This window comes from Pseudomonas sp. MM211, assembly GCF_020386635.1.
In the GTDB taxonomy this organism is placed as follows: domain Bacteria; phylum Pseudomonadota; class Gammaproteobacteria; order Pseudomonadales; family Pseudomonadaceae; genus Aquipseudomonas.
In genome coordinates this window covers 5,244,796-5,270,062 of the sequence record NZ_CP081942.1, presented here as the reverse complement: position 1 = coordinate 5,270,062, position 25,267 = coordinate 5,244,796, and the positions used below count along the sequence as shown (strand labels likewise).

General features: G+C 60.8%; 24 protein-coding genes and 1 pseudogene. 15 read left to right on the top strand and 10 right to left on the bottom strand.

The genetic code is table 11. The features are described 5' to 3' along the window. Positions 1–97 precede the first annotated feature (97 nt). From K5Q02_RS24225 to lipB, 3 genes are all read left to right on the top strand, one after another. Positions 98–1,273 (top strand): D-alanyl-D-alanine carboxypeptidase family protein, encoded by a 1,176-nt coding sequence (locus K5Q02_RS24225; protein ID WP_225835136.1) that lies wholly within the window; start codon positions 98–100, stop codon positions 1,271–1,273. A gap of 68 nt (positions 1,274–1,341) precedes the next feature. After that, the gene (locus tag K5Q02_RS24220; protein WP_042554865.1) at positions 1,342–1,620 is read left to right on the top strand and encodes a DUF493 domain-containing protein; all 279 of its coding nucleotides are present in this window, start codon (positions 1,342–1,344) and stop codon (positions 1,618–1,620) included. A gap of 65 nt (positions 1,621–1,685) precedes the next feature. Continuing rightward, on the top strand, positions 1,686–2,246 hold the full coding sequence (gene lipB / locus K5Q02_RS24215) for a lipoyl(octanoyl) transferase LipB (protein WP_230411040.1): 561 nt from the start codon (positions 1,686–1,688) through the stop codon (positions 2,244–2,246). A gap of 114 nt (positions 2,247–2,360) precedes the next feature. Here the strand turns inward: lipB and lipA are convergent, their stop codons facing one another. Next, positions 2,361–3,413, bottom strand: coding sequence for a lipoyl synthase (lipA, locus tag K5Q02_RS24210; RefSeq protein ID WP_225835132.1), 1,053 nt, complete (start codon positions 3,411–3,413; stop codon positions 2,361–2,363). A gap of 130 nt (positions 3,414–3,543) precedes the next feature. After that, positions 3,544–3,939: a RidA family protein gene (locus tag K5Q02_RS24205; RefSeq protein WP_225835130.1), complete on the bottom strand. Its 396-nt coding sequence runs from the start codon at positions 3,937–3,939 to the stop codon at positions 3,544–3,546. A gap of 125 nt (positions 3,940–4,064) precedes the next feature. On the opposite strand from K5Q02_RS24205, the gene K5Q02_RS24200 reads away from it, so the two are divergent. Next, the gene (locus tag K5Q02_RS24200; RefSeq protein ID WP_225835129.1) at positions 4,065–4,991 is read left to right on the top strand and encodes a LysR family transcriptional regulator; all 927 of its coding nucleotides are present in this window, start codon (positions 4,065–4,067) and stop codon (positions 4,989–4,991) included. Between the two features lie 111 nt (positions 4,992–5,102). Beyond that, the gene (locus tag K5Q02_RS24195; RefSeq protein WP_225839876.1) at positions 5,103–5,672 is read left to right on the top strand and encodes a pseudouridine synthase; all 570 of its coding nucleotides are present in this window, start codon (positions 5,103–5,105) and stop codon (positions 5,670–5,672) included. 27 nt (positions 5,673–5,699) lie between these two features. Here the strand turns inward: K5Q02_RS24195 and K5Q02_RS24190 are convergent, their stop codons facing one another. The 4 genes from K5Q02_RS24190 to K5Q02_RS24175 all read right to left on the bottom strand — a co-directional run bounded on the left by K5Q02_RS24190 (position 5,700) and on the right by K5Q02_RS24175 (position 11,206). Next, positions 5,700–6,179 (bottom strand): Lrp/AsnC family transcriptional regulator, encoded by a 480-nt coding sequence (locus tag K5Q02_RS24190; protein WP_042554872.1) that lies wholly within the window; start codon positions 6,177–6,179, stop codon positions 5,700–5,702. 321 nt (positions 6,180–6,500) lie between these two features. Next, positions 6,501–8,213, bottom strand: coding sequence for a D-lactate dehydrogenase (gene dld, locus K5Q02_RS24185; protein ID WP_225835128.1), 1,713 nt, complete (start codon positions 8,211–8,213; stop codon positions 6,501–6,503). 3 nt (positions 8,214–8,216) lie between these two features. Next, positions 8,217–9,356: an FMN-dependent L-lactate dehydrogenase LldD gene (gene lldD / locus K5Q02_RS24180; RefSeq protein ID WP_225835127.1), complete on the bottom strand. Its 1,140-nt coding sequence runs from the start codon at positions 9,354–9,356 to the stop codon at positions 8,217–8,219. Between the two features lie 164 nt (positions 9,357–9,520). After that, entirely contained in the window at positions 9,521–11,206 is a 1,686-nt protein-coding gene (locus K5Q02_RS24175) for a lactate permease LctP family transporter (RefSeq protein WP_225835126.1), read from the bottom strand. 301 nt (positions 11,207–11,507) lie between these two features. Between K5Q02_RS24175 and K5Q02_RS24170 the strand changes: the two genes are divergently transcribed. Continuing rightward, positions 11,508–12,275, top strand: a complete 768-nt coding sequence (locus K5Q02_RS24170; RefSeq protein WP_225835123.1) for a GntR family transcriptional regulator — start codon at positions 11,508–11,510, stop codon at positions 12,273–12,275. A 192-nt stretch (positions 12,276–12,467) separates the two neighbouring features. Here K5Q02_RS24170 and smpB read toward each other — a convergent pair whose 3' ends face one another. Beyond that, positions 12,468–12,950 (bottom strand): SsrA-binding protein SmpB, encoded by a 483-nt coding sequence (gene smpB, locus K5Q02_RS24165; protein ID WP_225835121.1) that lies wholly within the window; start codon positions 12,948–12,950, stop codon positions 12,468–12,470. A 205-nt stretch (positions 12,951–13,155) separates the two neighbouring features. Between smpB and K5Q02_RS24160 the strand changes: the two genes are divergently transcribed. Further along, positions 13,156–13,593, top strand: coding sequence for a type II toxin-antitoxin system RatA family toxin (locus K5Q02_RS24160; protein WP_225835120.1), 438 nt, complete (start codon positions 13,156–13,158; stop codon positions 13,591–13,593). Continuing rightward, positions 13,583–13,912 carry an RnfH family protein gene (locus K5Q02_RS24155; protein WP_225835118.1) on the top strand — a complete coding sequence of 110 codons (330 nt, stop codon included), beginning with the start codon at positions 13,583–13,585 and terminating at the stop codon, positions 13,910–13,912. Before K5Q02_RS24160 ends, K5Q02_RS24155 begins: the two co-directional genes overlap by 11 nt. An 87-nt stretch (positions 13,913–13,999) precedes the next feature. On the opposite strand, the gene K5Q02_RS24150 is transcribed toward K5Q02_RS24155, so the two are convergent. Next, positions 14,000–14,509, bottom strand: coding sequence for an outer membrane protein assembly factor BamE (locus tag K5Q02_RS24150; protein WP_225835116.1), 510 nt, complete (start codon positions 14,507–14,509; stop codon positions 14,000–14,002). Between the two features lie 96 nt (positions 14,510–14,605). Between K5Q02_RS24150 and fur the strand changes: the two genes are divergently transcribed. Continuing rightward, a complete protein-coding gene (gene fur, locus K5Q02_RS24145) occupies positions 14,606–15,019 on the top strand; it encodes a ferric iron uptake transcriptional regulator (RefSeq protein ID WP_225835115.1) in 414 nt (137 codons plus the stop codon). A 69-nt stretch (positions 15,020–15,088) separates the two neighbouring features. Here the strand turns inward: fur and recN are convergent, their stop codons facing one another. Further along, positions 15,089–16,762, bottom strand: a complete 1,674-nt coding sequence (recN, locus tag K5Q02_RS24140; RefSeq protein ID WP_225835113.1) for a DNA repair protein RecN — start codon at positions 16,760–16,762, stop codon at positions 15,089–15,091. A 177-nt stretch (positions 16,763–16,939) separates the two neighbouring features. On the opposite strand from recN, the gene grpE reads away from it, so the two are divergent. From grpE to K5Q02_RS24115, 5 genes are all read left to right on the top strand, one after another. Then, complete coding sequence (grpE, locus tag K5Q02_RS24135; RefSeq protein ID WP_225835111.1) at positions 16,940–17,506, top strand: nucleotide exchange factor GrpE; 567 nt, start codon at positions 16,940–16,942, stop codon at positions 17,504–17,506. 99 nt (positions 17,507–17,605) lie between these two features. Then, positions 17,606–19,528: a molecular chaperone DnaK gene (dnaK, locus tag K5Q02_RS24130; protein WP_225835110.1), complete on the top strand. Its 1,923-nt coding sequence runs from the start codon at positions 17,606–17,608 to the stop codon at positions 19,526–19,528. 123 nt (positions 19,529–19,651) lie between these two features. Continuing rightward, positions 19,652–20,779, top strand: a complete 1,128-nt coding sequence (gene dnaJ, locus K5Q02_RS24125; RefSeq protein ID WP_225835108.1) for a molecular chaperone DnaJ — start codon at positions 19,652–19,654, stop codon at positions 20,777–20,779. Positions 20,780–20,847: 68 nt separating this feature from the next. Further along, complete coding sequence (gene dapB / locus K5Q02_RS24120; protein WP_225835106.1) at positions 20,848–21,648, top strand: 4-hydroxy-tetrahydrodipicolinate reductase; 801 nt, start codon at positions 20,848–20,850, stop codon at positions 21,646–21,648. Positions 21,649–21,718: 70 nt separating this feature from the next. Then, positions 21,719–22,450 carry a PmeII family type II restriction endonuclease gene (locus K5Q02_RS24115; RefSeq protein ID WP_225835105.1) on the top strand — a complete coding sequence of 244 codons (732 nt, stop codon included), beginning with the start codon at positions 21,719–21,721 and terminating at the stop codon, positions 22,448–22,450. A 12-nt stretch (positions 22,451–22,462) separates the two neighbouring features. Here the strand turns inward: K5Q02_RS24115 and K5Q02_RS24110 are convergent, their stop codons facing one another. After that, the gene (locus K5Q02_RS24110) at positions 22,463–23,866 is read right to left on the bottom strand and encodes a DNA cytosine methyltransferase (protein WP_225835099.1); all 1,404 of its coding nucleotides are present in this window, start codon (positions 23,864–23,866) and stop codon (positions 22,463–22,465) included. A gap of 257 nt (positions 23,867–24,123) precedes the next feature. Between K5Q02_RS24110 and carA the strand changes: the two are divergent. Continuing rightward, positions 24,124–25,259 (top strand): annotated as a pseudogene (carA, locus tag K5Q02_RS24105) (glutamine-hydrolyzing carbamoyl-phosphate synthase small subunit). Positions 25,260–25,267 lie beyond the last annotated feature (8 nt).

Here is a 25,267-nt window from a genome sequence, read left to right as displayed (position 1 = left end):
CGCCTGACTAAGCAGTGAATCGCCGTCACCGTGCGGCGATGACATTTCATACTTGCCCGCAAGGGCCTGTTCGACCATCAGCGATTTAGAGAGACGGATGAAAATCACCAGCTTCGCGCAACGCATCTTCCTGTCACTTATGTTGCTCGGCGCCTCCAGCGTCTGGGCCAACCAAGCGCCGTTGCCGGCTCCGCCGCAACTGGCAGCCAAGTCCTATGTGCTGATGGATGGCGCCAGCGGCAACGTCCTTATCGATAACAATGGTGACGAGCGTCTGCCGCCAGCCAGTCTGACCAAGCTGATGACCGCTTACATCGCCACCCTGGAAATCCGCAACGGCAAGATCGGCGAGCAGGACATGGTCACCATCAGTGAGCATGCCTGGCGTACGGGTGGTGCCGCTTCTGGTGGCTCCACCATGTTCCTGCCGGTGAATAGCCAGGCCTCGGTCGACGACCTGCTGCATGGCATCATCATTCAGTCCGGCAACGACGCCAGCATCGCCATCGCCGAGCACATTGCCGGTAGTGAAGACGCCTTCGCCGACATGATGAACGCCACTGCCGAACGCCTGGGCATGAAGAACAGCCACTTCATGAACGCCACCGGTCTGCCGCACCCCGAGCACTACTCCAGTGCCCATGACATGGCCATCCTGGCGCGCGCCATCATCAATGAAGATGCCGAGCACTATGCGATCTACTCGCAGAAAGAGTTTCTCTGGAACAACATCAAGCAGCCTAACCGTAACCTGCTGCTGTGGCGTGACCGCACTGTCGATGGCCTGAAAACTGGCCACACCAATGAAGCCGGCTTCTGCCTGGTGGCTTCGGCTGTACGTGACGGCGCACGGATGATCACCTCGGTATTCGGTACCGATAGCGAACGTGCTCGCGCCGCTGAAACCCAGAAGCTGCTGACCTATGGTTTCCGCTTCTTCGAAACCCGCACCTTCTATCAGAAGGGCGCCGAGCTGGCGCAGGCCCAGGTGTGGAAAGGCCAGACCGCTCAGGTCAAGGCCGGTCTGGCTCAGGATCTGACCCTGACCTTGCCAAAAGGCCAGCTGGAGAAGCTGCAGGCCAGCATGACCCTCAACCCGCAGATCACCGCTCCCATCGCCCAGGGCGACGTGATCGGCAAGGTCGAAGTGAAGATGGATGACCAAGTGGTGCACAGTGCTGATCTGGTGGCGCTGGAAGCCGTCGAGGAGGGTGGCTTCTTCCGCAGCCTGTGGGATAGCATTCGTCTGTTCTTCTACGGGTTGTTTAACTGACAGCTCGTCCCCATGTTTCGATGAACGCCCTCGACCCGAGGGCGTTTCATTTTGGATCAGTGAACATCATGACCGATACCGACGTACAAGCTCCGAAAATCGAATTCCCCTGCCCGAACTACCCGATCAAGGTGATCGGCGAGGCCGGTGACGGCTTCACTGACATGGTGATCGAGGTCATCCAGCGCCACGCGCCGGATCTCGATGCCGGCACCCTGGTCACGCGGGACAGCCGCAACGGCCGCTTCCTGTCCGTGCAGGTGCTGATCACCGCTACCGGCGTCGAGCAGCTGCAGTCGATCCATGTCGACCTGCGCGCCACCGGCCGCGTGCAAATGGTGCTGTAGTGGCAGCAGCCGAGCTTATCGTGCGTCATCTCGGGGTCGTGGAGTATCTGCCAACCCTGGAGGCGATGCGCACGCTGACTGCTGAGCGCGACGATGCCACGCCGGATGAGATCTGGCTGTTGCAGCACCCGCAGGTATTCACCCAAGGTCAGGCCGGCAAGCCCGAGCATCTACTGGCCCCCGGTGACATTCCGGTGATTCAGGTGGAGCGCGGCGGGCAGGTGACTTATCACGGGCCAGGCCAACTGGTGGCTTATCTGATGCTGGATCTGCGCCGCCTGGATCTGGGCGTGCGTGAGCTGGTCAGTGCCATGGAGCAGACGCTGGTCGATGTGTTAGCGAGCTATGGCGTCGAAGCCGCGCCCAAGGCAGATGCACCGGGTGTGTATGTCAATGGCGACAAGATCGCTTCGCTGGGCCTGCGTGTGCGCCGTGGCTGCTCGTTCCACGGCCTGGCGCTCAATGTTGACATGGACATGCGTCCGTTCCAGCGCATCAACCCGTGCGGTTATGCCGGATTGAAAATGACGCAGCTCAGGGATCAGTTGGACGCGCCGCTGCGTTTCGACGAGGTTGCCGAGCGCCTTGAGCAGGCTCTTCGTCAGCGTTTGGGGTATGGGCAGTAGCCGGCGAACTTTGCGCTAGCGCAGTTGCCGTAGAGTGTTTTCCCTGGGTATCGCTGCGCTCAACGCCAGGCTACGGATGAGCCTGGTCAACTTGAGCGTAGCGATACCAGGTGATCAGTTGACGTTCAGCGCAGGAATCAGGCTGGTGTTGACCTGCTGGCCAGGCACCGGTACTGGCGCTGCCAGGCCCAGATTGTTCTTCTCGAACACCTTGTCCGCCCGATAGCTGGAGCGCACCAGAGGGCCGGCTGCCACTTCCATGAAGCCCATCTGCAGGCCGATCTCGCGGAATCGGTTGAATTCGTCCGGGCTCACCCAGCGCTTTACCGTCAGGTGATTGCGGGTCGGCTGCAGGTACTGACCCAGGGTGAGGATATCCACGCCCACGGCGCGCATATCTTCCATCGCTTCGAACACTTCGTCGTCGGTCTCGCCCAGGCCGAGCATCAGACTGGTTTTGGTGAGCACGTCCGGGCGATGGCGCTTGGCGTGGGCCAGTACGTCGAGGGTCTTGCGGTAGCCGGCGCGAGGATCGCGTACTTCGCGGGTCAAGCGTTCGACTGTCTCGACGTTCTGAGCGAACACTTCGAGACCGGAATCCACCACGCGCTCGATGGACGGCAGGTCGCCGTCGAAGTCGGGGGTCAGCGCTTCCACGACCACTTGCGGCGTGTTGGCCTTGATTGCCTGGACGCAGGCTGCGTAGTGCGCGGCACCGCCGTCCGGCAGGTCATCACGATCCACCGAGGTCAGCACGATGTAACGCAGGGCCATCAGCTCCACCGACTTGGCGGTGTTCTGTGGCTCTTCCTTGTCCAACCAGCCGTTCGGGTTACCGGTGTCCACCGCACAGAAGCGGCAGGCACGGGTGCAGACCGAGCCCATCAACATGATCGTGGCCGTGCCGTTTGACCAGCACTCACCCATGTTCGGGCAGTGGGATTCCTGGCACACGGTGCTGAGGCGGTGCTCGCTGACATTGCGCTTGACCGCTTCGAAGCGACTGCCGGTCGGAGCCTTGACCCTTAACCAGTTTGGCTTGGGTTCATAAACCTGGGGCTCGCTCGAGGTACGACGCTTTTGGCCGTCCTTGATGGCGGTAATACCCTGAACGGTGCGGAATTTGTCGCCGCTGGCAACGGGTTTGGGCGAGGCGGTATCGGACATCGAAAATCTCGGCTCCGGTAGGGGCTGCGGTGGCGGGTGGGCAGCTTGTGGCCGCCGCAAAGTGTATCACACACCGCCGCAGCAAGCGTCTGACCGTCCGCGCCGTTACCGAGTGCAGGAGGTTCGTCGATCAGGCTGTTGGCAGCTTGGCGATCACCTTGATCTCGAACTGGAAGCCATACAGCCAGGTCACGCCCACGCAGGTGATGTTCGGATGCGGTGCCTCGCCCCAGTAGTCTGGAACGACCTCCCAGATGGTCTCGAAACGTTGTTCGGGGTTGACGATGAACACTGTCACATCGACGACGTCATCGAAGGTGCAATCGGCGGCCTTGAGAACCGCGTTGAGGTTCTCGAAGGCCAGGCGAACCTGAGCTTTCAGATCCGGCTCGGGGGAGCCGTCGGGATGGCTGCCAACCTGGCCGGATACGAACAGGAAACCATTGGAGCGTACGGCGGGTGAGTAGCGGTTGCGCTCATAAAGGGCCTGACGGCCTGGGGGAAAAACCACGTCGCGAGTAGTCATGTCGGCTCCTTTGGGCAATCGCCCCATATAAGTGATGGGTTCACTCTAGGCGTGCCGACGCGCTGGATAAACCGGCCAGTTCGATCAACACTGTTTGGGAAATCCAAATAATCACCGGTGGCAGAGTGGATCGATTCGACGCGATGAGGGCCTTCGCACGGGTAGTGGAGGCCGGCAGCTTCACCAAGGCCGCCGATACGCTGCACATGAGCAAGACCAGCGTCACGCAGCTGGTGCAGCAGCTCGAGGCGCGGCTGCGTGTACGCTTGCTGAACCGCACAACGCGCAAGGTCAACGTCACTGCCGACGGCGCTGCCTATTACGAGCGGGTGGTGCGCCTGCTGGCCGATATGGACGACGCCGAAACCAGCCTCTCGGACGCCACCAGCATGCCGCGCGGGCGGCTGCGCGTGGATGTGCCCAGCCCGTTCGCGCGGATGATTCTGGTACCTGCGCTGCCGGCCTTCCATGCGCGTTATCCCGATATCCAGCTCGACCTCGGGGTGAGCGACCGCCTTATCGACCTGGTGGGCGAGAACGTCGATTGCGTGATCCGCGGCGGCGAGATCACCGACCAGTCACTGATGGCGCGCCGCGTCGGTGACCTGCAATCGGGTGTTTACGCCACGCCCAGTTACCTGCAGCGCTGCGGCACTCCCGCGCATCCGCAGGAACTCGCCGATAGCCACCACCGCATCGTCGGTTTCAAGCGCGCGCGGGCCGGCAAGCTGTTTTCGTACGTCATGCACCGTGATGGCGAAAGCGTCAATGTGGAGGGGCGCTATGTGCTGGCAATCGACGATGGCAACGCCTATCTGGCCGCCGGTTTGGCGGGGCTGGGCGTGCTCTGGCTGCCGAACTACATGTCGTGCGAGCATGTGCAACGCGGCGAGTTGGTCGCCGTTTTCGAGGGCTGGCAGTTCGAGCCGATGCCGATGTACATCGCCTACCCGCCGAACCGCCACGTCAGCGCCAAGTTGCGGGTGTTCATCGATTGGGTCATCGAGCTGATGGCGCTGCACGCACCGGTCATTGATCGAAGTGGGCGCTAGAGCCGGGGCCAGCAACAGGCGCTGATCCTTTACGTTAAACTGCGCGCCTCGCTTTCCCGATGGCCTTGCTGCATGTCCCGACCTTCTCGCCCCGCGTCTCGTCCGTATCGTGTGCCCAAGGCGCCGCCTGCCGAGCCGCGCCTGATCGTGCTGAACAAGCCGTTCGACGTGCTCACCCAATTCAATGATGACCAAGGCCGTGCCACGCTCAAGGATTTCGTCGCCGTGCCTGGCGTGTATCCGGCCGGGCGATTGGATCGCGATAGCGAGGGGTTGCTGCTGCTCACCAACGATGGCCAGTTGCAGGCGCGCATCGCCGATCCCAAGCACAAGTTGGCCAAGACTTATTGGGTGCAGGTCGAAGGCGAGCCCAGTGCCGAACAGCTGCAGCAACTGCAAGAGGGGGTGCAGCTAAACGACGGGCCGACCTTGCCGGCCGACGCGCGTCTGCTCGATGAGCCCGAACTATGGCCACGCAACCCGCCTGTGCGCTTTCGCAAAAGCGTACCGACTGCCTGGCTGGAGCTGGTGATTCGTGAGGGGCGCAACCGTCAGGTGCGGCGCATGACCGCTGCCGTAGGATTGCCAACCCTGCGTCTGGTGCGCGTGCGTATCGGCCCCTGGTCGCTGGAGGGGCTGCAGCCGGGCGAGTGGCGGGAAGTCCCGGCCACGCTCAAGTAGGCGTCCCCCCTGTCTATCGAGCAGCCTCTAGCTACGCAGGTGCTGGAGCGGTAGCTGCGTGCTGGAGAGAATCTGCTGCAGCACGAAGCTCGAGCGCACGCTGGAAACGCCATCGATGCGAGTCAGCGTGCCGAGCAGCAGCTTCTGGTAGTGATCCATGTCGGGCACCACCACCTTGAGCTGGTAGTCGGCGTCCATCCCGGTGACCAGGCAGCATTCCAGTACTTCGGGGCACTTGCGAATCTCTTCCTGAAAATGTTCGAAGCGCTCGGGCGTGTGGCGATCCATGCCGATCAGCACGTAGGCAGTCAGGCTCAGGCCGAGTTTCTTGCGATCCAGCAGGGCAACCTGCTGCACGATGTAGCCATCATCCTCGAGCTGTTTCACTCGCCGTGAGCAAGGGGAGGGAGAGAGGCCGATACGCTCGGCCAGATCCTGATTGGACAGGGTCGCGTCGCGTTGCAACTCGGCAAGAATGTTCAGGTCATAGCGGTCTAGTTTGTTCATGGCTAGGCTTATTTGTTGTTTGCTTGCGCTGAATAGTGAGGGATTAACGTAAAATTGCGCAAGTGATGCTTATCCAAGCAATATTTGCAATTTATGGTCGCGCTGTCGGGCGTAAGCTTTATCTCAGTTTCAAGGCCCGGACGACACGTCCACCCAGCTCGCTCAATCAGGAGAGCTGGCGCCGCCGACCCAACCGGGTCGTCACGGCACCCGGCCCGCACTGCCCAACCAGGCGGGCGAAGAAAGCGGCGACAGAATTGCCAGCACAGGACATTTACGAAAGGGGAGGCCGAGAGGTCTCCCCTTTCTTCTTTGCGTGTCTCAATGATCGGCGCAGCACTTCTCCCAGTGTTTCTTCTTCGATGTATGGCCGATACCCGGGTTGAAGGCGTTGGTCGGATCCAGCTCGCGGTAGAAATCCGCCAGCGCCGGCTTGGCGATATACAGGTGACCGACGTTGTGCTCGGCCGGGTACTCGGCGCGGCGTTCATCGAGCAGCGTCCACATGGCGTGCTCCATGGCGATCGGATCGACGCCCTTCTTGACGATGTAATCCTGATGGAACACATGGCAGAAGAAGTGCCCGTAGTAGAGCTTGTGGATGATCTGCTCTTCCATCTCCGCCGGCAGCGTTTCGACCCAGTCACGGTCATTGCGGCGCAGGGCGATATCCAGGGCGAGGATGTCTTCGACGCTGCTGCGGTGCGCCTCACGGTAGCGGATCGCCGCGCCAGCGATGGCGAAGCGGTGCAGGAATGCCTTGCGGCCCTCGTCGGCATCGCATTCGAAAAAGGCACCGCTACTGCGTTGCCCAAAGTATTCGCCCAGAAAGGCGCGGGTCTGCTCCAGGCTGTCGTTGGCGACGCGGACGAGCAGGTGATGCTCGTAGCGGTCGCGATACTGGCGCATACGTGACGGCAGGTGGCTGGGCAGCAGATTCATCAGCACTTGAATCGCCCGGTCACTGATGCCGCGTAGGCCGAAGCGCTCGAAGAAGCCATCGACACGGCTCTTCAGTGCGAAGGCCGCAGGTACCTTGGCAGTGCCGAACCTGTCGATGACCAGAAAGGTGTCCTTGCCATACTTCTCGCCAATGTCGAAGGCGGTGCGGTGAATGTATTCACCGGCAATGGGTAGGCTCGGCAACTGGCTGAGCAGGTGGCGGCGCACCTCGGTGAGGTCGTGGGGATCGTTGCTGCCAATATAGAAGACGGTGCTCGGCTCCTTGGGAAAGGTGTCCAGGCGCACGGCGAACAGGCACAGCTTGCCAGCCGAGCCGGAGGCTTCGAACAGCCGTGACGGGTCGGCATTGAAGCGCGCAGGTGTATCCGCGTCCACATCGCGCACGTACTTGGCATAGCTGCCGTCCGAAGCCTTGCCAGTGCCGTCATTGCTGACCTGGAACGGGCTGTAGTCGCCACGCTGTAGGCGAGTGAGTATTTCTTCGGGGCTGTTGCCCAGCTCGATGCCCAAGTGGTTGATCAGCTCCAGCGTGCCGTCTTCCTTCACTTGCGCGTACAGCGCCAGTTCGGTGTAGGCCGGGCCACGGCGAACCAGCGAGCCTCCCGAGTTGTTGCACACACCGCCGAGTACCGACGCGCCGATGCAGGAGGAGCCGATCACCGAATGGGGCTCGCGGCCGAGTGGCGCCAATGCCTGTTCCAGGCGATCCAGTGTGGCGCCGGGCAGGCACACCACTTGCTCGCCATCGTTGATCAATTGCACGCCAGTGATACGCAGGGTGCTGATCAGTACGATCTCGCGATCGTAGTCGTTGCCATCCGGTGTCGAGCCACCGGTGAGGCCGGTGTTGGCCGCCTGCATGATGACGATGCGATCGGCGGCGACGGCTGCCTGCAGTACCCGCCATTGCTCCAGCAACGTGCCGGGCTTTACCACGGCCAGCACGCCGCCGTCCCCGGTACGATGGCCCTTGCGAAAGCGCCGGGTGCTCTGCTCGTCGGTAAGCACGTGCTCGCTGCCCACGGCTTCACGCAGGGTCGCCAGCAAGGTGTCGCGGCTGATCGATGGCATGCCTCAGAGCTCCCGAACCAGCGACTCGGCGCTGATCTCGCTGATGGATTTGGCGCCGGTCAGCACCATGGCCACGCGCATTTCCTTGTCGATCAGGCTCAGCAGGTTGCTCACCCCCGCACCGCCCGCAGCAGCCAGTGCGTAGACGAAGGCGCGGCCGAGCATCACGGTATCGGCGCCCAGGGCGATCATGCGCACCACGTCCAGGCCGCTGCGGATGCCCGAGTCGGCGAGGATCTTCAGGTCGCCCTTCACCGCATCGGCGATGGCTGGCAAAGCACGGGCGCTGGACAGTACGCCATCGAGCTGGCGACCACCATGGTTGGAGACGACGATGCCGTCGGCGCCGAAACGCACTGCGTCGCGGGCGTCCTCGGGATCGAGGATGCCCTTGATCACCATTGGGCCGTCCCAGAACTCGCGGATCCACTCGAGATCCTTCCAGGAAATCGACGGGTCGAAGTTGGCGCCCAGCCAGCCGATGTAGTCAGCCAGGCCGGTAGGGCTGCCGCGGTAGGCGGAAATGTTGCCCAGGTCGTGGGGCTTGCCCAAGAGGCCAACGTCAAGAGCCCAGGCCGGGTGAGTGAAGGCTTGTAGCATGCGCCGCATGGCGGCGTTTGGGCCGCTCATGCCCGAGTGCGCGTCGCGATACCGAGCGCCTGGGGTTGGCATGTCGACGGTGAACACCAGCGTGGTGACGCCAGCCGCCTTGGCCCGCTCCAGGGCGTTCTTCATGAAGCCACGGTCTTTCAATACGTACAGCTGGAACCACATCGGGCGGTTGATCGCTGGCGCCACTTCCTCGATCGGGCAAACCGAAACGGTGGAGAGCGTGAAGGGGATGCCCTTGTCGGCCGCCGCCTTGGCTGCTTGCACTTCGCCACGGCGGGCGTACATGCCGGTGAGACCGACGGGGGCCAGCGCCACCGGCATCGACAATGTCTCGCCGAATAGCTGGGTTTCCAGGCTCAGCTCGGACATGTTCTTCAGCACGCGCTGACGCAGAGCGATGCTGGCGAGGTCCTCGACGTTGCGCCGCAGCGTGTACTCGGCATAGGCGCCGCCGTCGATGTAGTGGAACAGGAACGGCGGCAGGCGGCGCTGGGCAGCGGCGCGGTAATCGGTGGAGGCAGAAATGATCATGGGCTGGATTCCGTGTCTGGGCTGACGCGTCAACGTGTTGTCAGCGACAAAGCCCTGGCGCTGCCGAGGGCTTTGGAGTTGTTGCGGCTGTGTTCGATGAATCTGTCGTTTCGCCTGAGTTCCAGAGGATAGGGCAGCACGCCGTGTGCTGCCCTATCCGAGACTCAGTGGACGATCATGCCGGTCAGCCAGTAGGCCTGAGCCAATGTGATCAGGCCGACGAAAGTGGCGAAGATCAGGCTGTGCTTGAGCGTAAAGCGGAACAGATCGGACTCCTTGCCGACCATGCCGGTCGCCGCGCAAGCCACGGCGATGGACTGCGGCGAGATCATCTTGCCGGTCACGCCACCGCTGGTGTTGGCAGCCACCAGCAAGGTGTCGCTGACGCCGATCTGGTGCGCCGTGGTGGCCTGCAGCGAGCCGAACAGGGCGTTGGAGGAGGTATCCGAACCGGTCAGGAAAACCCCCAGCCAGCCGAGGAATGGCGAGAAGAACGGGAACGCTACGCCCGTACCGGCCAGCACCAGCGCCATGGTGGTCGACATGCCTGAATAGTTGGTGACGAAGGCGAACGCCAGCACCATGCCGATGGACAGGATCGGCCAGCGCAATTCGTAGAAGGTCTCCCTTAATGTGGTAAGACCAATTTTGAAATTGATCTTCAATACCAGCATCGACAGAACCGCCGAGAGGAAGATGGCGGTACCGGTGGCTGAGATTGGGTCGAGCTTGAACACGGCCGCGATAGGCGTTGGGTTGGTGACGATCGGCGCGACCTTGACCACCAGTTGATCGAGGTACGGGATCGGCAGCATGAACACCAGGTTGTCCAGGGCGCCGCCTGGAGCGAACAGTGCCTTGAAGGGTTTCAGCGTCCACACCGTGACCATGGCGGTGAGAATCAGGAATGGCGACCAGGCCTTGAGGATCTCGCCCAGGCTATAGGGCGATGGCGTGGTGCTACGTACACCGCCGAACCCGCCAGCTACTGCCGCACCACCGGAAACGCCGGCGATCTGGCTGTCGGCGGCACGCTTGGGCTGCCAGACTTTGAGGAATAGGGTCAGACACACCAGGCTGACCAGTGCCGAGGTGATGTCTGGCAATTCCGGGCCGATGTAGTTGGAGGTGTAGTACTGGGTGATGGCGAAGCTGACGCCAGCGACCAGCGCGGCTGGCCAGGTTTCCTTGATGCCTTTCCAGCCGTCCATCATCGCCACCAGCCAGAACGGCACAATGATCGACAGCAGCGGCAGCTGGCGGCCGGCCATGGCGCCGATCTTGAAAGCGTCGATGCCGGTGACTTGGCCAGCGACGATGATCGGAATGCCCAGCGCGCCAAAGGCCACCGGTGCGGTGTTGGCGATCAGGCACAGGCCGGCGGCGTAGAGCGGGTTGAAGCCCAGACCGACGAGCAGGGCGGCGGTGATGGCCACTGGTGCGCCGAAACCGGCGGCGCCTTCCAGGAATGCGCCGAACGAGAAGCCGATCAGCAGCACCTGCAGGCGCTGGTCATCGGTGATCGACAATACCGAGCTGCGGATGACTTCGAACTGGCCGCTCTTGACCGTCAGTTTGTACAGGAACACGGCTGCGACGATGATCCAGGCGATGGGCCAGAGGCCATAGGCGAAGCCGTAAGCGGCGGCGGCCAGGGCCTTGTCTACCGGCATGCCGAACGTAGCGATGGCGATGATCACCGAGAGTGCCAGGGTGATGCTGCCTGCCACGTGCCCCTTCATGCGGAACACGGCCAGGGCGAGGAAGAAGAAGATGATCGGAACGACGGCCGCCAGCGCGGACAGGCCAAGGCTGCCGAGCGGCGTGTACAACTGTTGCCATGTTTGCATGGTGAGGCTCGCTGATTGTTGTTGGTATCGCCGGATCGCAAGCTGCCAGTGATTTGTCGATGAAGGCAGGGTCGGCGCTGCAACCGGATCGTTATTATTGGTAAGACCAGTTTACAAAGTAAGCGAGTCAGGATAATTTCTTTTCTTCGGGTGCGTCAATTTGTGTCGTTGCTACTTTGGTAGCAGGCGCATAGCCGGGCGTTGAGCTTGTGATAGCGCAGGGCTCTGGTTAGGCTGCACGGGTTTCCTGGCGGCCTGCCGATCTGGCGCTGTCTTCGCGGTGCAGTGGAGCATTGAAAGCATGAATTTTGGCCCGGTGCGGCAGAGGCGCCTGTCTGACGACATCGTTGCGCGTCTCGAAGCGATGATCCTCGAGGGCACTCTGAAAGCCGGTGAGCGTCTGCCTGCCGAGCGCGTGCTCGCCGAGCAGTTCGGCGTTTCCCGCCCTTCATTGCGTGAAGCCATTCAGAAGCTCGCCACCAAAGGCCTGTTGAGCAGCCGGCAGGGTGGTGGCACCTACATCTGCGAGAACCTCGGCTCGACCTTCAGTGATCCGCTGATGCACCTGCTGGAAAGCAATACCGATGCTCAGCGCGACCTGCTGGAATTTCGGCATACCCTGGAGGGTTCCTGCGCCTATTACGCAGCGTTGCGCGCCACCGATGTGGATCGCCAGCGCTTGAGTGACGCGTTCGAACGTCTGCAGGATTGCTATGCGCGGGCTGGTGAGGTGACGCGCGCCGAGGAGGGTGCGGCCGACGCCAGCTTCCACCTGGCCATCGCCGAGGCCAGCCACAATGCCGTGCTACTGCATACCATTCGTGGTTTGTTCGATCTGCTCAAACGCAACGTGGTCACCAATATCGGCGGTATGTATGCCCTGCGCGGGGAAACCCGCGGCATGCTCAATGCACAGCACCGGGCGCTTTATGAGGCGATCATCGAGGGGCGGGCCGAGGATGCGCGAGCTCTGTCGAACCAGCACATCGACTACGTTCAGGAAGTATTGGCCGACGTACTGCAGCAGGAAGTCCGCGAACTGCGCGCACAGCGGCGCCAGGGGCTCTAGGAATAATCATTCCTGGGTATCGCTTCGCTCAACCCAGGCTACGCGAGCGTTTCACGTAACCCACCAGGCGATATCCGGCTATGTGCCGGCATATCAAGGCACGTATAAATCGGGTGATGGATAAGGGGGTTGATCCACCGGGCATGCGCTGCGGGTGGATCGATGCGACGGCTCTGCGGCTTGGAGCGGCAGTTACTCGTCCTTGCCCTTGCTGCGCATGGCGCGCTGCACTTCTCGGTCGGCGTCGCGCTCTTTCTCGCTATGACGCTTGTCGAAATCTTTCTTGCCTTTGGCAAGAGCGATTTCGCATTTCACCAGATGCTGTTTCCAGTACAGAGACAGTGCTACGCAGGCGTAGCCCTTTTGCTGAACAGAGCTGAACAGTTTTTCCAGCTCGCGCTTGTTCAGCAACAGCTTACGTGTACGCGTCGGGTCGGCGATGACATGAGTACTGGCGGTTTTCAGCGGCGTGATGTGGCAACCCATCAGCCAGGCTTCGCCATCTTTGAGCAGCACGTAGCTGTCGACCAGTTGACCCTTGCCGGCGCGCAGACTTTTCACTTCCCAGCCGGCCAGAGCCAGGCCGGCCTCGAAGCGGGACTCGACGAAGAAGTCGTGCATCGCTTTTTTGTTCTGCGCGATGCTGCCTTGCGGATGTTTCGTTTGTTTAGCCATAGGCGGCGCATTATATGGACTATGGCAGCTGCGCGCCATGCATCCTCACGCTAAAAGCATAAGGGCAGCGGTGCGCTTGAGCCCTCTGGGTGAATACTCGACAATGTGGGCACTTCTCGTCTTGCGGTCGATGCTCGTAGGTATGCCGTATCGCCCTGTGGTATCGCAGTAATGTGATGTCGCCAATCGTGGAAACCCTATTGATATGAGTACTCACATTCAACGCTCAGCCTTGCTGCCTTACCCGGCACAAGCGCTGTATGACCTGGTCAACGATGTAGCGCGCTACCCGGAGTTTCTGCCCTGGTGTGCCTCGAGCGAGGTGCTCGAGGTCAGTGACACGCACATGCGCGCCAGCCTGGAAGTGGCCAAGGCCGGGCTGAGCCAGCGTTTCACCACCAGCAATGTGTTGGTGCCTGGTCAGTCCATCGAGCTGAATCTGGAGAGTGGCCCCTTCGAGCATTTCCATGGGCAGTGGGTATTCAAGGCGCTGGGCGATAAGGCCTGCAAGATCAGCCTCGATCTGACCTTCGATTACGCCGGCCCGATCGTGCGCGCCGCCCTCGGCCCGTTGTTCAACCAGGCCGCCAACACCATGGTCGATGCATTCTGTCAGCGCGCCAAGGAACTCCATGGGCAGTGAGCGGGTGTCGGTGGAGGTGGTCTTCGCCGCACCTGACAGGCAGTTTCTTTTAGCGCTGCAACTGCCGGCCGGCAGCACGGTACGCCAGGCCGCGCTGCAGTCGGGGTTGCAGGAGCATATTGCCGATCTCGATCTGGCTGGGGCGCCCCTGGGAATATTCGGCAAGGCAGTGGCGTCGCCCGAAACTCGCTTGTTGGAAGAGGGAGACCGCGTCGAGATCTACCGTCCGCTGCTCGCTGATCCCAAGGACGTACGCAAGCGTCGGGCAGCCCAGGCTGTCGAGCGGGCAAGGCTGGCGGGAGACAGCAGTAGGCGTTGAGTCCGGGGCGCAGTAGATGCTGCAGCTCTATTCCGAGCGCAACGAAAAAGCCCCGGCACTGGCCGGGGCTTTTTTATGCGGGAGCGCTTACTGGGGAGAGGTTTCCAGTGGCTCCGGCGTCGGTACCGGTACGGTTTCGACGTTATCCACATCACGCTGGATCTGCTCGAGCAGCGAGCCGGGGGCTGCAGGTTCGTCCTGCTGCTGAGTCGGTGCTGTCTGCGGCGCGCCATCGCGGCCGAGGATTGCGTCATCGCGGCTGACGCCTGGCATGAAGTCACCGGACAGGCCGACCAGTTGGTCGTCGCCGTTGAACACCACGCTTACGCGCTCTTGCTGCCGCTGGCTGCCACCGGCCTGCATGCTGTACAGGTAATCCCAGCGATTGGCATGGAAGGTATCGGTCAGCAGGGGATTGCCCATGATAAACCGCACTTGGCGTCGGGTCATTCCCGGCCTCAACTGGTCTATCATGTCCTGCGTGACGACATTGCCCTGTTGGATGTCGATTTTATAAACCCCGGGGAATGAGCAACCGGCGAGTGCGATGAGCCCCATAAACATGAGGCTGGTCAGCAGGAGTTTGGTTTTTTGCATCGGTGGGCGTCTTCCACTATCTTGGCTGGGCAACGTAAACCCCGATCATACCCGCAATAAGGGAAGCTGCGAAGCGCTTCCGTGAGAAAGCAGACCATGGTTGAAAATAGCGAACTCCGCAAAGCTGGCCTGAAAGTGACCCTGCCACGGGTCAAAATCCTGCAGATGCTCGACTCTGCCGAACAACGCCACATGAGCGCAGAGGATGTCTACAAGTCTCTGATGGAGGCTGGTGAAGATGTCGGTCTGGCTACTGTTTACCGGGTTCTGACCCAGTTTGAAGCGGCCGGCCTGGTGGTGCGCCACAACTTCGATGGCGGCCATGCCGTGTTCGAATTGGCTGACGGCGGTCACCACGATCACATGGTGTGCGTGGACACTGGTGACGTGATCGAGTTTTTCGATGCTGAAATCGAAAAGCGCCAGAAGGAAATCGTTCGTGAGCACGGTTTCGAACTGGTTGATCACAATCTGGTTCTGTACGTGCGCACCACTGGCGTCAAAAAGTAAGTACGACCGGTAATGAAAAAGGCGACCCTGGGTCGCCTTTTTCATGCCTGTAATAAAGTGTTGCGAATGCTAGCTCTGCGCGTTGCTGACCAGCTTACGGGCGTGGGCCAGTGACTCTTCGGTGAGGTCGATGCCGCCGAGCATGCGGGCGATTTCCTCTATGCGCTGTGCGTCACTCAGCTTGCTGACGGCCGTACGGGTCGCGTTGTTGCCGCGCACCTTGTGCACGAACAGGTGCTGGTGACCCTGGGCGGCGACCTGGGGCAGGTGAGTGACGGTGAGTACCTGGCCACGCTCGCCCAGGCGGCGCAGCAACTGACCGACGACTTCGGCGGTAGGGCCGCCGATGCCCACGTCCACTTCGTCGAACACCAGGGTCGGTACCCGTGAGGTTTGTGCGGTGATCACCTGGATCGCCAGGCTGATACGCGACAGCTCGCCGCCTGAGGCCACCTTGGCCAGTGCCTTGATGGGTTGGCCCGGGTTGGCGCTGACCAGAAACTCCACCTGTTCGAGGCCATTGGCGTTCGGTTCGTTGCTGGTGTTTTCCTGCAGTTGAATGCTGAAGCGCCCGCCGGGCATGCCCAGCGTCTGCATTTCCTTTTCCACCGCTTTGCTCAGCTTGCCTGCCGCCTTGTGTCTGTGGGCGCTCAGTTCGGCGGCCTTCTCCTGGTAGTGACGGCCATAGGAGGCCAGTTCTTCGCTCAGGCGTTCGGTGGCTTGGTCATCGGCATTCAGGCCTTCCAGTTCGTCGAACAGCTGCTGCTGCATGGTGGGCAGTTCGCTGGGGTGAATGCGATGCTTGCGTGCCAGGGTATAGATGGTGTCCAGGCGCTCCTCAAGTTGTTGCTGGCGCTGAGGGTCTGCCTCGAAATGATCGAGAAAGCGGTTCAGCTCGCCCACCGCCTCTTCGACCTGGATCTGTGCGCTGGCCAGCAAATTGGCGGCTTCGTTGAGCGCGCCCGGTTGGCCTTGGACGCCGCTGAGTCGGCTCAAGCTGTTGGTCAGGGCAGACAGTACGTTGCCGGCATCGCTCTCGCTGCATTGCTCGATGACCTGGCGACAGGCTGCGAGCAGGCCTTCGGCGTTGGTCAGGGCCTTGTGATCCTGTTCGAGCTGCTCCAGCTCATTGTCGCCAAGCCCGAGGTTCTCCAACTCTTCCAGTTGATAGCTAAGCAGTTGATGGCGCGCGCGCTGCTCATCGCCCTGAGAGGCGAGACGTTCCAGTTCGCTACGTGTTTGTTTCCAGCGCTGGGCGGCAAGGTGCACCTGGCGGGCCAGTTCCTGGGCATTGGCATATTCATCGAGCAGGCGTCGATGGGTGTCGGCCTTGAGCAGCGACTGATGTTCATGCTGGCTGTGGATGTCGATCAGCAGCTCGCCCAGCGCCTTGAGGTCGCCGAGCGGGCAGGGCGTGCCATTGATGTAGCCACGCGAGCGGCCTTCGGTGGTGATCACGCGGCGCAGAATGCACGGGCCGTCATTGTCCAGGTCGCGCTCGGCGAGCCAGGTGTGAGCTTCGGGGATATCGCCCAGATCGAAGCTGGCGAGAATGTCAGCCTTGTCGGCTCCGGGGCGTACCACACCGCTGTCCGCGCGATCGCCAAGAGTCAGGCCAAGGGCATCGAGCATGATCGATTTGCCGGCGCCCGTTTCGCCGCTGATGACGCTCATGCCTTTATCCAGCTCGAGATCAAGGTGTTCGACGATGGCGTAATTGTGTACGGACAGGTGCACCAGCATGGCGAGGCCTCCGAGAATTTGTCTGGTTATTTATACAGTGTTTTGTCTCGTGGTGGCAATCCTGCCCCTCGTATGCTGCTGCGATGTGCTTGCGCCCCTTGAAACCCTACAAATCGTCCTTATATAGGCGGCAGACGCGCGAGTTGAGGCTCGTCGAATTATTCAGAGGAGAAATGCATGGCTGACGAACAGAACCTGGATCCGCAGCCTCCCGAGGCTGAAGCGAATGACGCTGCGCTGAGTGACGACCTGATTGCTCGCGTGCAAACGCTGGAAGAGCAACTGGCGGCTGCGCAGGATCAGTCGCTGCGCATGGCTGCCGATCTGCAGAACGTGCGCCGCCGCGCTGAGCAGGATGTCGAGAAGGCGCATAAATTCGCTCTCGAGAAATTCGCCAACGATCTGCTGCCGGTGGTTGACAGCCTGGAGCGCGGTCTCGAGTTGTCGAGCCCGGACGATGAGGCCATTAAGGCCGTGCGCGAGGGCTTGGAGCTGACGCTCAAATTGCTGCTCGACACCCTCAAGCGTCATCAGCTGGAAGCTATCGATCCGCATGGTGCGCCGTTCAATCCGGAGCACCATCAGGCCATGGCTTTGCAGGAAAGCACCAACGTCGAGCCAAACAGCGTGCTCAAGGTGTTTCAGAAGGGCTACATGCTCAATGGTCGCCTGCTGCGCCCGGCGATGGTCGTGGTCAGCAAGGCACCGGCCGAGGCGCCACCGTCCATTGACGAGCAGGCTTGAAATCGGCGGCTGAGCCCCCATCTATTAAGTCAAGCGTATTAGTGCTACCGCAGCGGTCACGACAACGCTGCGGCTATATCAAAGTTTCGGGAGAGTAAAATGGGCAAAATTATTGGTATCGACCTGGGGATCACCAACTCCTGCGTCTCCATTCTTGAAAATGGCAAAGTCAAAGTCATCGAAAACGCCGAAGGCGCGCGCACCACGCCGTCGATCATCGCTTACGCCAACGATGGCGAGATTCTGGTCGGCCAGTCGGCCAAGCGTCAGGCTGTGACCAATCCGCACAACACCTTGTATGCGGTGAAGCGTCTGATCGGTCGTCGCTTCGACGAAGAAGTCGTGCAGAAAGACATTCAGATGGTGCCGTACAAGATCGCCAAGGCTGATAACGGCGATGCTTGGGTCGAAGTCAACGGCCAGAAAATGGCGCCGCCGCAGATCTCGGCTGAAATTCTCAAGAAGATGAAGAAGACCGCCGAAGACTATCTCGGCGAAGCAGTCACCGAAGCGGTGATCACCGTTCCGGCTTACTTCAACGACAGCCAGCGTCAGGCCACCAAGGATGCCGGTCGCATCGCTGGTCTGGACGTCAAGCGCATCATCAACGAGCCGACCGCGGCTGCGCTGGCCTATGGCATGGACAAGGCCAAGGGCGATCACACCGTGATCGTTTATGACCTGGGCGGCGGTACTTTCGACGTGTCGGTGATCGAGATCGCTGAAGTCGACGGTGAGCACCAGTTCGAAGTGTTGGCTACCAATGGCGATACGTTCCTCGGTGGTGAGGACTTCGATATCCGTCTGATCGACTACCTCGTCGACGAATTCAAGAAAGAAAGCGGTATGAGCCTCAAGGGCGATCCGCTGGCTATGCAGCGCCTCAAGGAAGCTGCCGAGAAGGCTAAAATCGAGCTGTCCTCGAGCCAGCAGACCGACGTCAACCTGCCGTACATCACTGCAGACGCCACCGGTCCGAAGCACCTGAACGTGAAGATCTCCCGCGCCAAGCTGGAATCGCTGGTCGAGGATCTGGTGCAGCGCACCATCGAGCCTTGCCGCATTGCGCTGAAAGATGCCGGTATCGATATTGGTGCGATCAACGACGTGATCCTGGTCGGTGGTCAGACCCGTATGCCACTGGTGCAGAAGCTGGTGACCGAGTTCTTCGGCAAAGAAGCACGCAAGGACGTCAACCCGGACGAAGCCGTTGCCATGGGCGCTGCCATTCAAGGTGCGGTTCTGGCTGGTGACGTCAAGGACGTACTGCTGCTCGACGTTTCGCCGCTGACCCTGGGTATCGAAACCATGGGTGGCGTGATGACTGCGCTGATCGACAAGAACACCACCATCCCGACCAAGAAGTCGCAGGTGTTCTCCACCGCGGACGACAACCAGGGCGCTGTGACCATCCATGTGCTGCAGGGTGAGCGCAAGCAAGCCGGTCAGAACAAGTCCCTGGGCAAGTTCGACCTGGCCGAGATCCCGCCAGCTCCGCGTGGCGTGCCGCAGATCGAAGTGACCTTCGACATCGACGCCAACGGCATCCTGCACGTCGGCGCGAAGGACAAGGCAACCGGCAAGACCCAGTCCATCGTGATCAAGGCCAACTCCGGCCTTTCCGATGACGAGATCGAGCGCATGGTACGTGACGCCGAGGCCAACGCCGAGGAAGACCGCAAGTTCGAAGAACTGGCCACTGCCCGTAACCAGGGCGATCAGCTGGTTCATGCGACCCGCAAGATGCTCACCGAAGCTGGCGACAAGGCCACTGCGGACGAGAAAGCGGCCATCGAAGCTGCGTTGGGTGAATTGGAAGTTGCCGTACGTGGCGACGACAAGGCAGCCATCGAAGCGAAGATGAATGCCCTGTCCGAAGCGACCACGCCGCTGGCGCAGAAAATGTATGCCGAACAGCCGCAGCCAGGTGCTGCCGGTGCGGCGGCGGATGCGGGTGAAACCAAGGGCTCTGCGGACGACGTGGTCGACGCCGAGTTCGAGGAAGTCAAGGACAACAAGTAAGCCCCGGCTTGCCTGTGTTTGCGCCCTGTCGCACAGCTGTGTGCCAGGGCGATCCGCCGCGCGGGGGCTTGCTCCCGCGTTGGCGTGTCTGGACGGTACGAATTTTGAGAGTGTTAGAAACCCATGTCTAAACGTGACTACTACGAAGTGCTCGGGGTCGAGCGCGGCGCCAGCGAGGCGGAGCTGAAAAAGGCTTACCGCCGCCTGGCGATGAAGCATCACCCCGATCGCAACCCCGGCGACAAGGCTGCCGAAGACGCCTTCAAGGAGGCCAACGAGGCCTACGAAGTGTTGTCCGATGCGGGCAAGCGCAGCGCTTACGATCAGTACGGTCATGCCGGTGTCGACCCGCAGATGGGTGGCGGTGGCGGCTTTGGCGGCGGCAGCGCCAACTTCTCCGATATCTTCGGCGACGTGTTCAGTGATTTCTTCGGTGGCCAGCGTGGCGGTCAGCGCGGCGGTGCCCAGCGCGGCAGCGACCTGCGTTACACCCTGGAGCTGGATCTCGAAGAGGCGGTGCGTGGCACCACAGTGACCATTCGCGTGCCGACGCTGGTCAACTGCAAGGTCTGCGAAGGCTCTGGTGCCAAGAAGGGCACCAGCCCGGTTACCTGTACCACTTGCGGTGGTATTGGTCAGGTGCGCATGCAACAGGGCTTCTTCTCGGTGCAGCAGACCTGCCCGCGTTGTCACGGCAGCGGCAAGATGATCACTGACCCCTGTGGCTCCTGCCACGGCCATGGCCGTGTCGAAGAGCACAAGACGCTGTCGGTCAAGGTGCCGGCTGGTGTCGATACCGGCGACCGTATTCGCCTGTCCGGCGAGGGCGAGGCGGGCACCATGGGTGGCCCGGCTGGCGATCTGTATGTGGTCGTCAACGTGCGTGAGCACGCGATCTTCCAGCGTGACGGCAAGCATCTGTACTGCGAAGTGCCGATCAGCTTCGCCGATGCGGCGTTGGGTGGCGAGCTGGAAGTGCCGACCCTTGATGGTCGGGTCAAGCTGAAGATCCCGGAAGGTACACAGACCGGCAAGCTGTTTCGTCTGCGTGGCAAGGGCGTGGCCCCGGTGCGTGGTGGCGGTGCTGGCGACCTGATGTGCAAGGTGGCGGTGGAAACGCCGATCAACCTGGATCGTCGTCAGCGCGAGCTGCTCGACGAATTTCGTCAGTCCCTGGCGGGTAACAGTTCCCACTCGCCCAAGGCCAACGGCTGGTTTGAAGGCGTCAAACGTTTCTTCGGCGATCTTTAATTCGGCAACGAGCGGCGGGCTATTGGTCAGAACCAGTAGCTCGCCGCTTGCAGTTTGGAGCGATGCATATGCGTATTGCAGTGACAGGCGCCGCCGGGCGCATGGGCAAAAATCTGATCGAGGCCGTGCAGCAAGCCGAAGGTGTCAGCCTTGGTGCTGCAGTGGCGCGTCCTGAAAGTACGTTGTTGGGTGCTGATGCTGGCGAGCTGGCCGCTGTCGGCAAACTCGGAGTTGCGGTTGGTGGCGATCTGCAGGGCGTGCTCGATCAATTCGATGTGCTGATCGACTTCACTCACCCCTCGGTAACCCTGAGGAATCTGGATATCTGCCGAAAGGCAGGCAAGGCCATGGTCATCGGCACCACTGGTTTCAGCGCTGCTGAAAAGCAGCTGCTGGTCGAAGCGGGCAAGGATATTCCGATCGTCTTCGCCGCCAACTTCAGCGTGGGCGTCAACCTGTGCCTGAATCTGCTCGATACCGCGGCGCGGGTGCTGGGTGACGACGTGGACATCGAAATCCTCGAGGCCCATCACCGTCACAAGGTCGATGCACCGTCCGGTACCGCGCTGCGCATGGGTGAAGTCATCGCCAATGCCCTGGGGCGTGATCTTGAAAAGGTCGCGGTCTACGGGCGTGAAGGCCAGACCGGCGCCCGCGCTCGCGAAACCATCGGCTTCGCCACGGTACGGGCCGGCGACGTGGTCGGCGATCACACCGTACTGTTCGCTGCCGACGGCGAGCGTGTGGAGATCACCCACAAGGCCTCCAGTCGCATGACCTTCGCCAACGGCGCCGTGCGTGCGGCCTCCTGGTTGCGAGACCGCTCTGCCGGTCTTTACGACATGCAGGATGTGCTGGGGCTGAAGTGATCGTAGTGCGGATGAGGTCACTGGCCTCATCCGGCTTCATCTGCAAGCCTTGTGAATAAGGATGTTGGCGATGAATCCGTTGAATCTCGATGATGTGGCGCGTTACGTCGAGCTGAATATTGGTGCCTTTCACCAGAAGCGTATTGCCAGCCTTGGGCGGCTCAAGCTCAAAGATGTGCTCAAGCGTAAGAACCCTTATATGTACCGCGCCAAGCACGTCCTCACGGCCGAGCAGATCATTCGCGGGATCATCGACGCGCATATTTCCTCCAACGAAGAAACCTTGTTCGGCGATTGGTTGGAAGGATTGGCGATCTTTATCAATGCTCAGGTCTATGGGGGTTGGAAGTCCGGTATCACCGGAGTGGATCTGGAATTCGATAAGGAGGGCTTGCGTTACATCGTTGCGATCAAGTCAGGGCCGAACTGGGGTAATAGCTCGCAGATCGGTCAGATGAAAAGTAATTTTCTCACCGCCCAGCGCACCCTGCGTACCGGTAATTCGGGGCTGCAGGTGGTTGCGGTCAATGGCTGTTGCTATGGGCGCGACAACAATCCCGACAAAGGCAGCTATTTCAAATATTGCGGTCAGCGTTTCTGGGCGTTCATTTCAGGTGATGAGGATCTTTACCTGGAGCTGATCGAGCCGCTTGGCTTCAAGGCCCGTGAGCGCAACGACGAGTTTGCCGAGAGCTACGGGCAGATGATTAACAAGTTCACCCGCGAGTTCACCCTGGAGTTCTGTGACGAACAGGGCGCGATCGATTGGGCGCGCTTGCTGCGTTTTAACTCCGAAGCCTGAGCGTCCAGAGCTTTAGCTGATTGCCAGGGTCAATTGCGCCTTGCGTCGTTGCTGCTCGAAGGCTTTCAGCCATTGTTCGTGGCAGGTCGCCTGATAGCGCGAGAACTTGAACGCGCTCGGCGCCGGGTGCGCTTCGCCTGCGAGCAGGCCGCGCAGCAGAACCCCTACAGCGTGGCCGAGGCTCACCGGCACAGCATTGCCGACCTGTTTGTACTGCTGGATCAGCGGGCCCGCCAGTTGCCAGTCGTCGGGAAATTCCTGAATACGTTTGTACTCCTGGATCGACAGCGGGCGGTCTTCCTGTGGGTGCGCCAGATCCGTGGCGGGCATCGCCGGATGCGTCACCAGGGTAGGCGAGGGTTTGTCCCAGGCCAGGCGCCGTAGAAAGCCGGTCTTGCCACCGCCGGAGAAGTAGGATTTGCCCATCGCTTCGCGCTGCAGATCCTCTGGCAGGTTGCGCCAGTTCTGCCCAGCTTTGAGCAGGCGGTAATAACGCAGGCGCTTTTCCGGGAAATTCAGGTGGGCATGATTGCTCAGGCCTTCCAGGGCCTGGCGTACGGTGCGCCAGGCGGGCAGGTTCAGGGCGCCATCCTCGCTATGGGTTGGTGTCAGGAACGGAGCGGTTTGCCCGTCTCGTGAGCAGATGATGATGACCCGCTCGCGCACCTGTGGGGTGCCGAAGTTCGCCGAGTTGTACAGGTTGAACGAGTAGGCGTAGCCCGCATTACGAAGCTTGCTGAGCACGAAGTTCAGTGCGCCTCCTTTCATTTCGTCCAGTGAAAGATCAGGGAAGTCCGTGCCGCGTTGGTCATGAGGGCGATGATCCATTGGGCAAGAGAGTAGGCCGCGGACGTTCTCGATGACGATCAGTGGTGGACGAATCTCCAGGGCGAGGTCGATGTATTTGAGAAAGGCGTTGCCGCGGTCGTCATTGAACGCCTTGCGTTTGCCGGCCGTGCTGAAGGCTTGGCAGGGTGGGTCGCCGACGATTACGTCGACGTCGTCGCGTCCGATGCCGGCGGCTTCCAGCACCTGTTCTGCGGAGCAGCTATTGATATCGCCGAGCAGTGCAGTGTCCGGGCGGTTCAGGGCGATGGTCTGGCGGCAGTACTTGTCCGATTCGCAAGCCAGGCGAATATCGAAACCAGCCTTTTCCAAGCCTAGATCCAGGCCCATGGCACCGGAAAAGAAACTCAGGGCGATGGGTTTTCCACTCTGGCGCTGCTGCGCCGGATGATCATGTGCAAGCATATGAGCCGTTTTTAAACCGTAGTGGGTGACGCTGAGTGGGTCGATGATCCAGCTGCTGCCAATTTTTTGGGCGGCCAGATTGCCATTTCGGCACAGGGTTCTAACACGCTGTACGCTGATCTTCAGTGCGGCGGCGGTGGCCGAAATGCTTAGATAGGTACTCATTCAGGGTTTCCCTGCCGAAACCTGTAGGAAGTACCGAATTTTACGGCTGAGGGGTGGTGTGTCAATTAGTGATGGATCGGTTTGCAAGTTTTCCCTGGTTATGGCTTTCGAAAAACCGGGTTTTCCTGTAGGCTTTCCGCTTTAGTGTGTCCACTAAAGTTGCGCAGAATGAATCAATTAAAAAAGCGGGATGACCTTCACACGTCATCCCGCTTTTTTACAATCTGCGTTCGCTTCACGATCTACGGGAGGTCTTCTTGAGTAAGCCAGCCATACTCGCCCTTGCTGACGGCAGCATTTTTCGCGGCGAGGCCATCGGGGCCGATGGCCAGACTATCGGAGAGGTGGTGTTCAACACCGCCATGACCGGCTATCAGGAAATTCTCACCGATCCTTCCTATGCCCAGCAGATTGTCACGCTGACCTATCCGCACATCGGTAATACCGGTACCACCCCAGAAGACGCCGAGTCGAATCGCGTTTGGGCGGCTGGTCTGATCATCCGTGACCTGCCGCTGACCGCCAGTAACTGGCGCAACAAGCAGTCCTTGCAGGATTACCTCAAGGAAAACGGCACTGTCGCCATCGCCGGTATCGATACCCGCCGCCTGACGCGCATTCTGCGCGAGAAAGGTTCGCAGAACGGCTGCATCCTGGTCGGTGCTGATGCCACCGAGGAAAAAGCCCTTGAGTTGGCGCGGGGCTTCCCGGGCCTCAAAGGTATGGATCTGGCCAAAGAAGTCAGCTGCACCGAGCGCTATGAGTGGCGTTCCAGCGTGTGGGATCTGAAGGATGACAGCCATCCGGAAATTGCCGCCAGCGAGCTGCCCTATCACGTCGTGGCCTATGACTACGGCGTTAAGCTGAACATCCTGCGCATGCTGGTCGCGCGTGGTTGCCGTCTCACCGTGGTGCCTGCGCAGACACCGGCCAAGGATGTGTTGGCACTCAACCCTGACGGCGTATTCCTGTCCAACGGCCCGGGTGATCCCGAGCCTTGCGACTACGCGATCCAGGCGATCAAGGACGTACTGGAAACCGATATTCCGGTATTCGGCATCTGCCTCGGTCACCAGTTGCTGGCCCTGGCTTCCGGCGCCAAGACCGTGAAGATGGGCACCGGCCACCACGGTGCCAACCACCCGGTTCAGGATCTGGATACCGGCGTGGTGATGATCACCAGTCAGAACCACGGGTTCGCCGTGGACGAAGCAACTCTGCCGGGCAACCTGCGGGCGATCCACAAGTCGCTGTTCGACGGCACCCTGCAAGGTATCGAGCGCACCGACAAGGACGCGTTCAGCTTCCAGGGCCACCCTGAAGCCAGCCCGGGTCGAACGATGTCGCCCCGCTGTTCGACCGCTTCATCGACGCCATGGCCAAACGCCGCTAAGCCCGCCG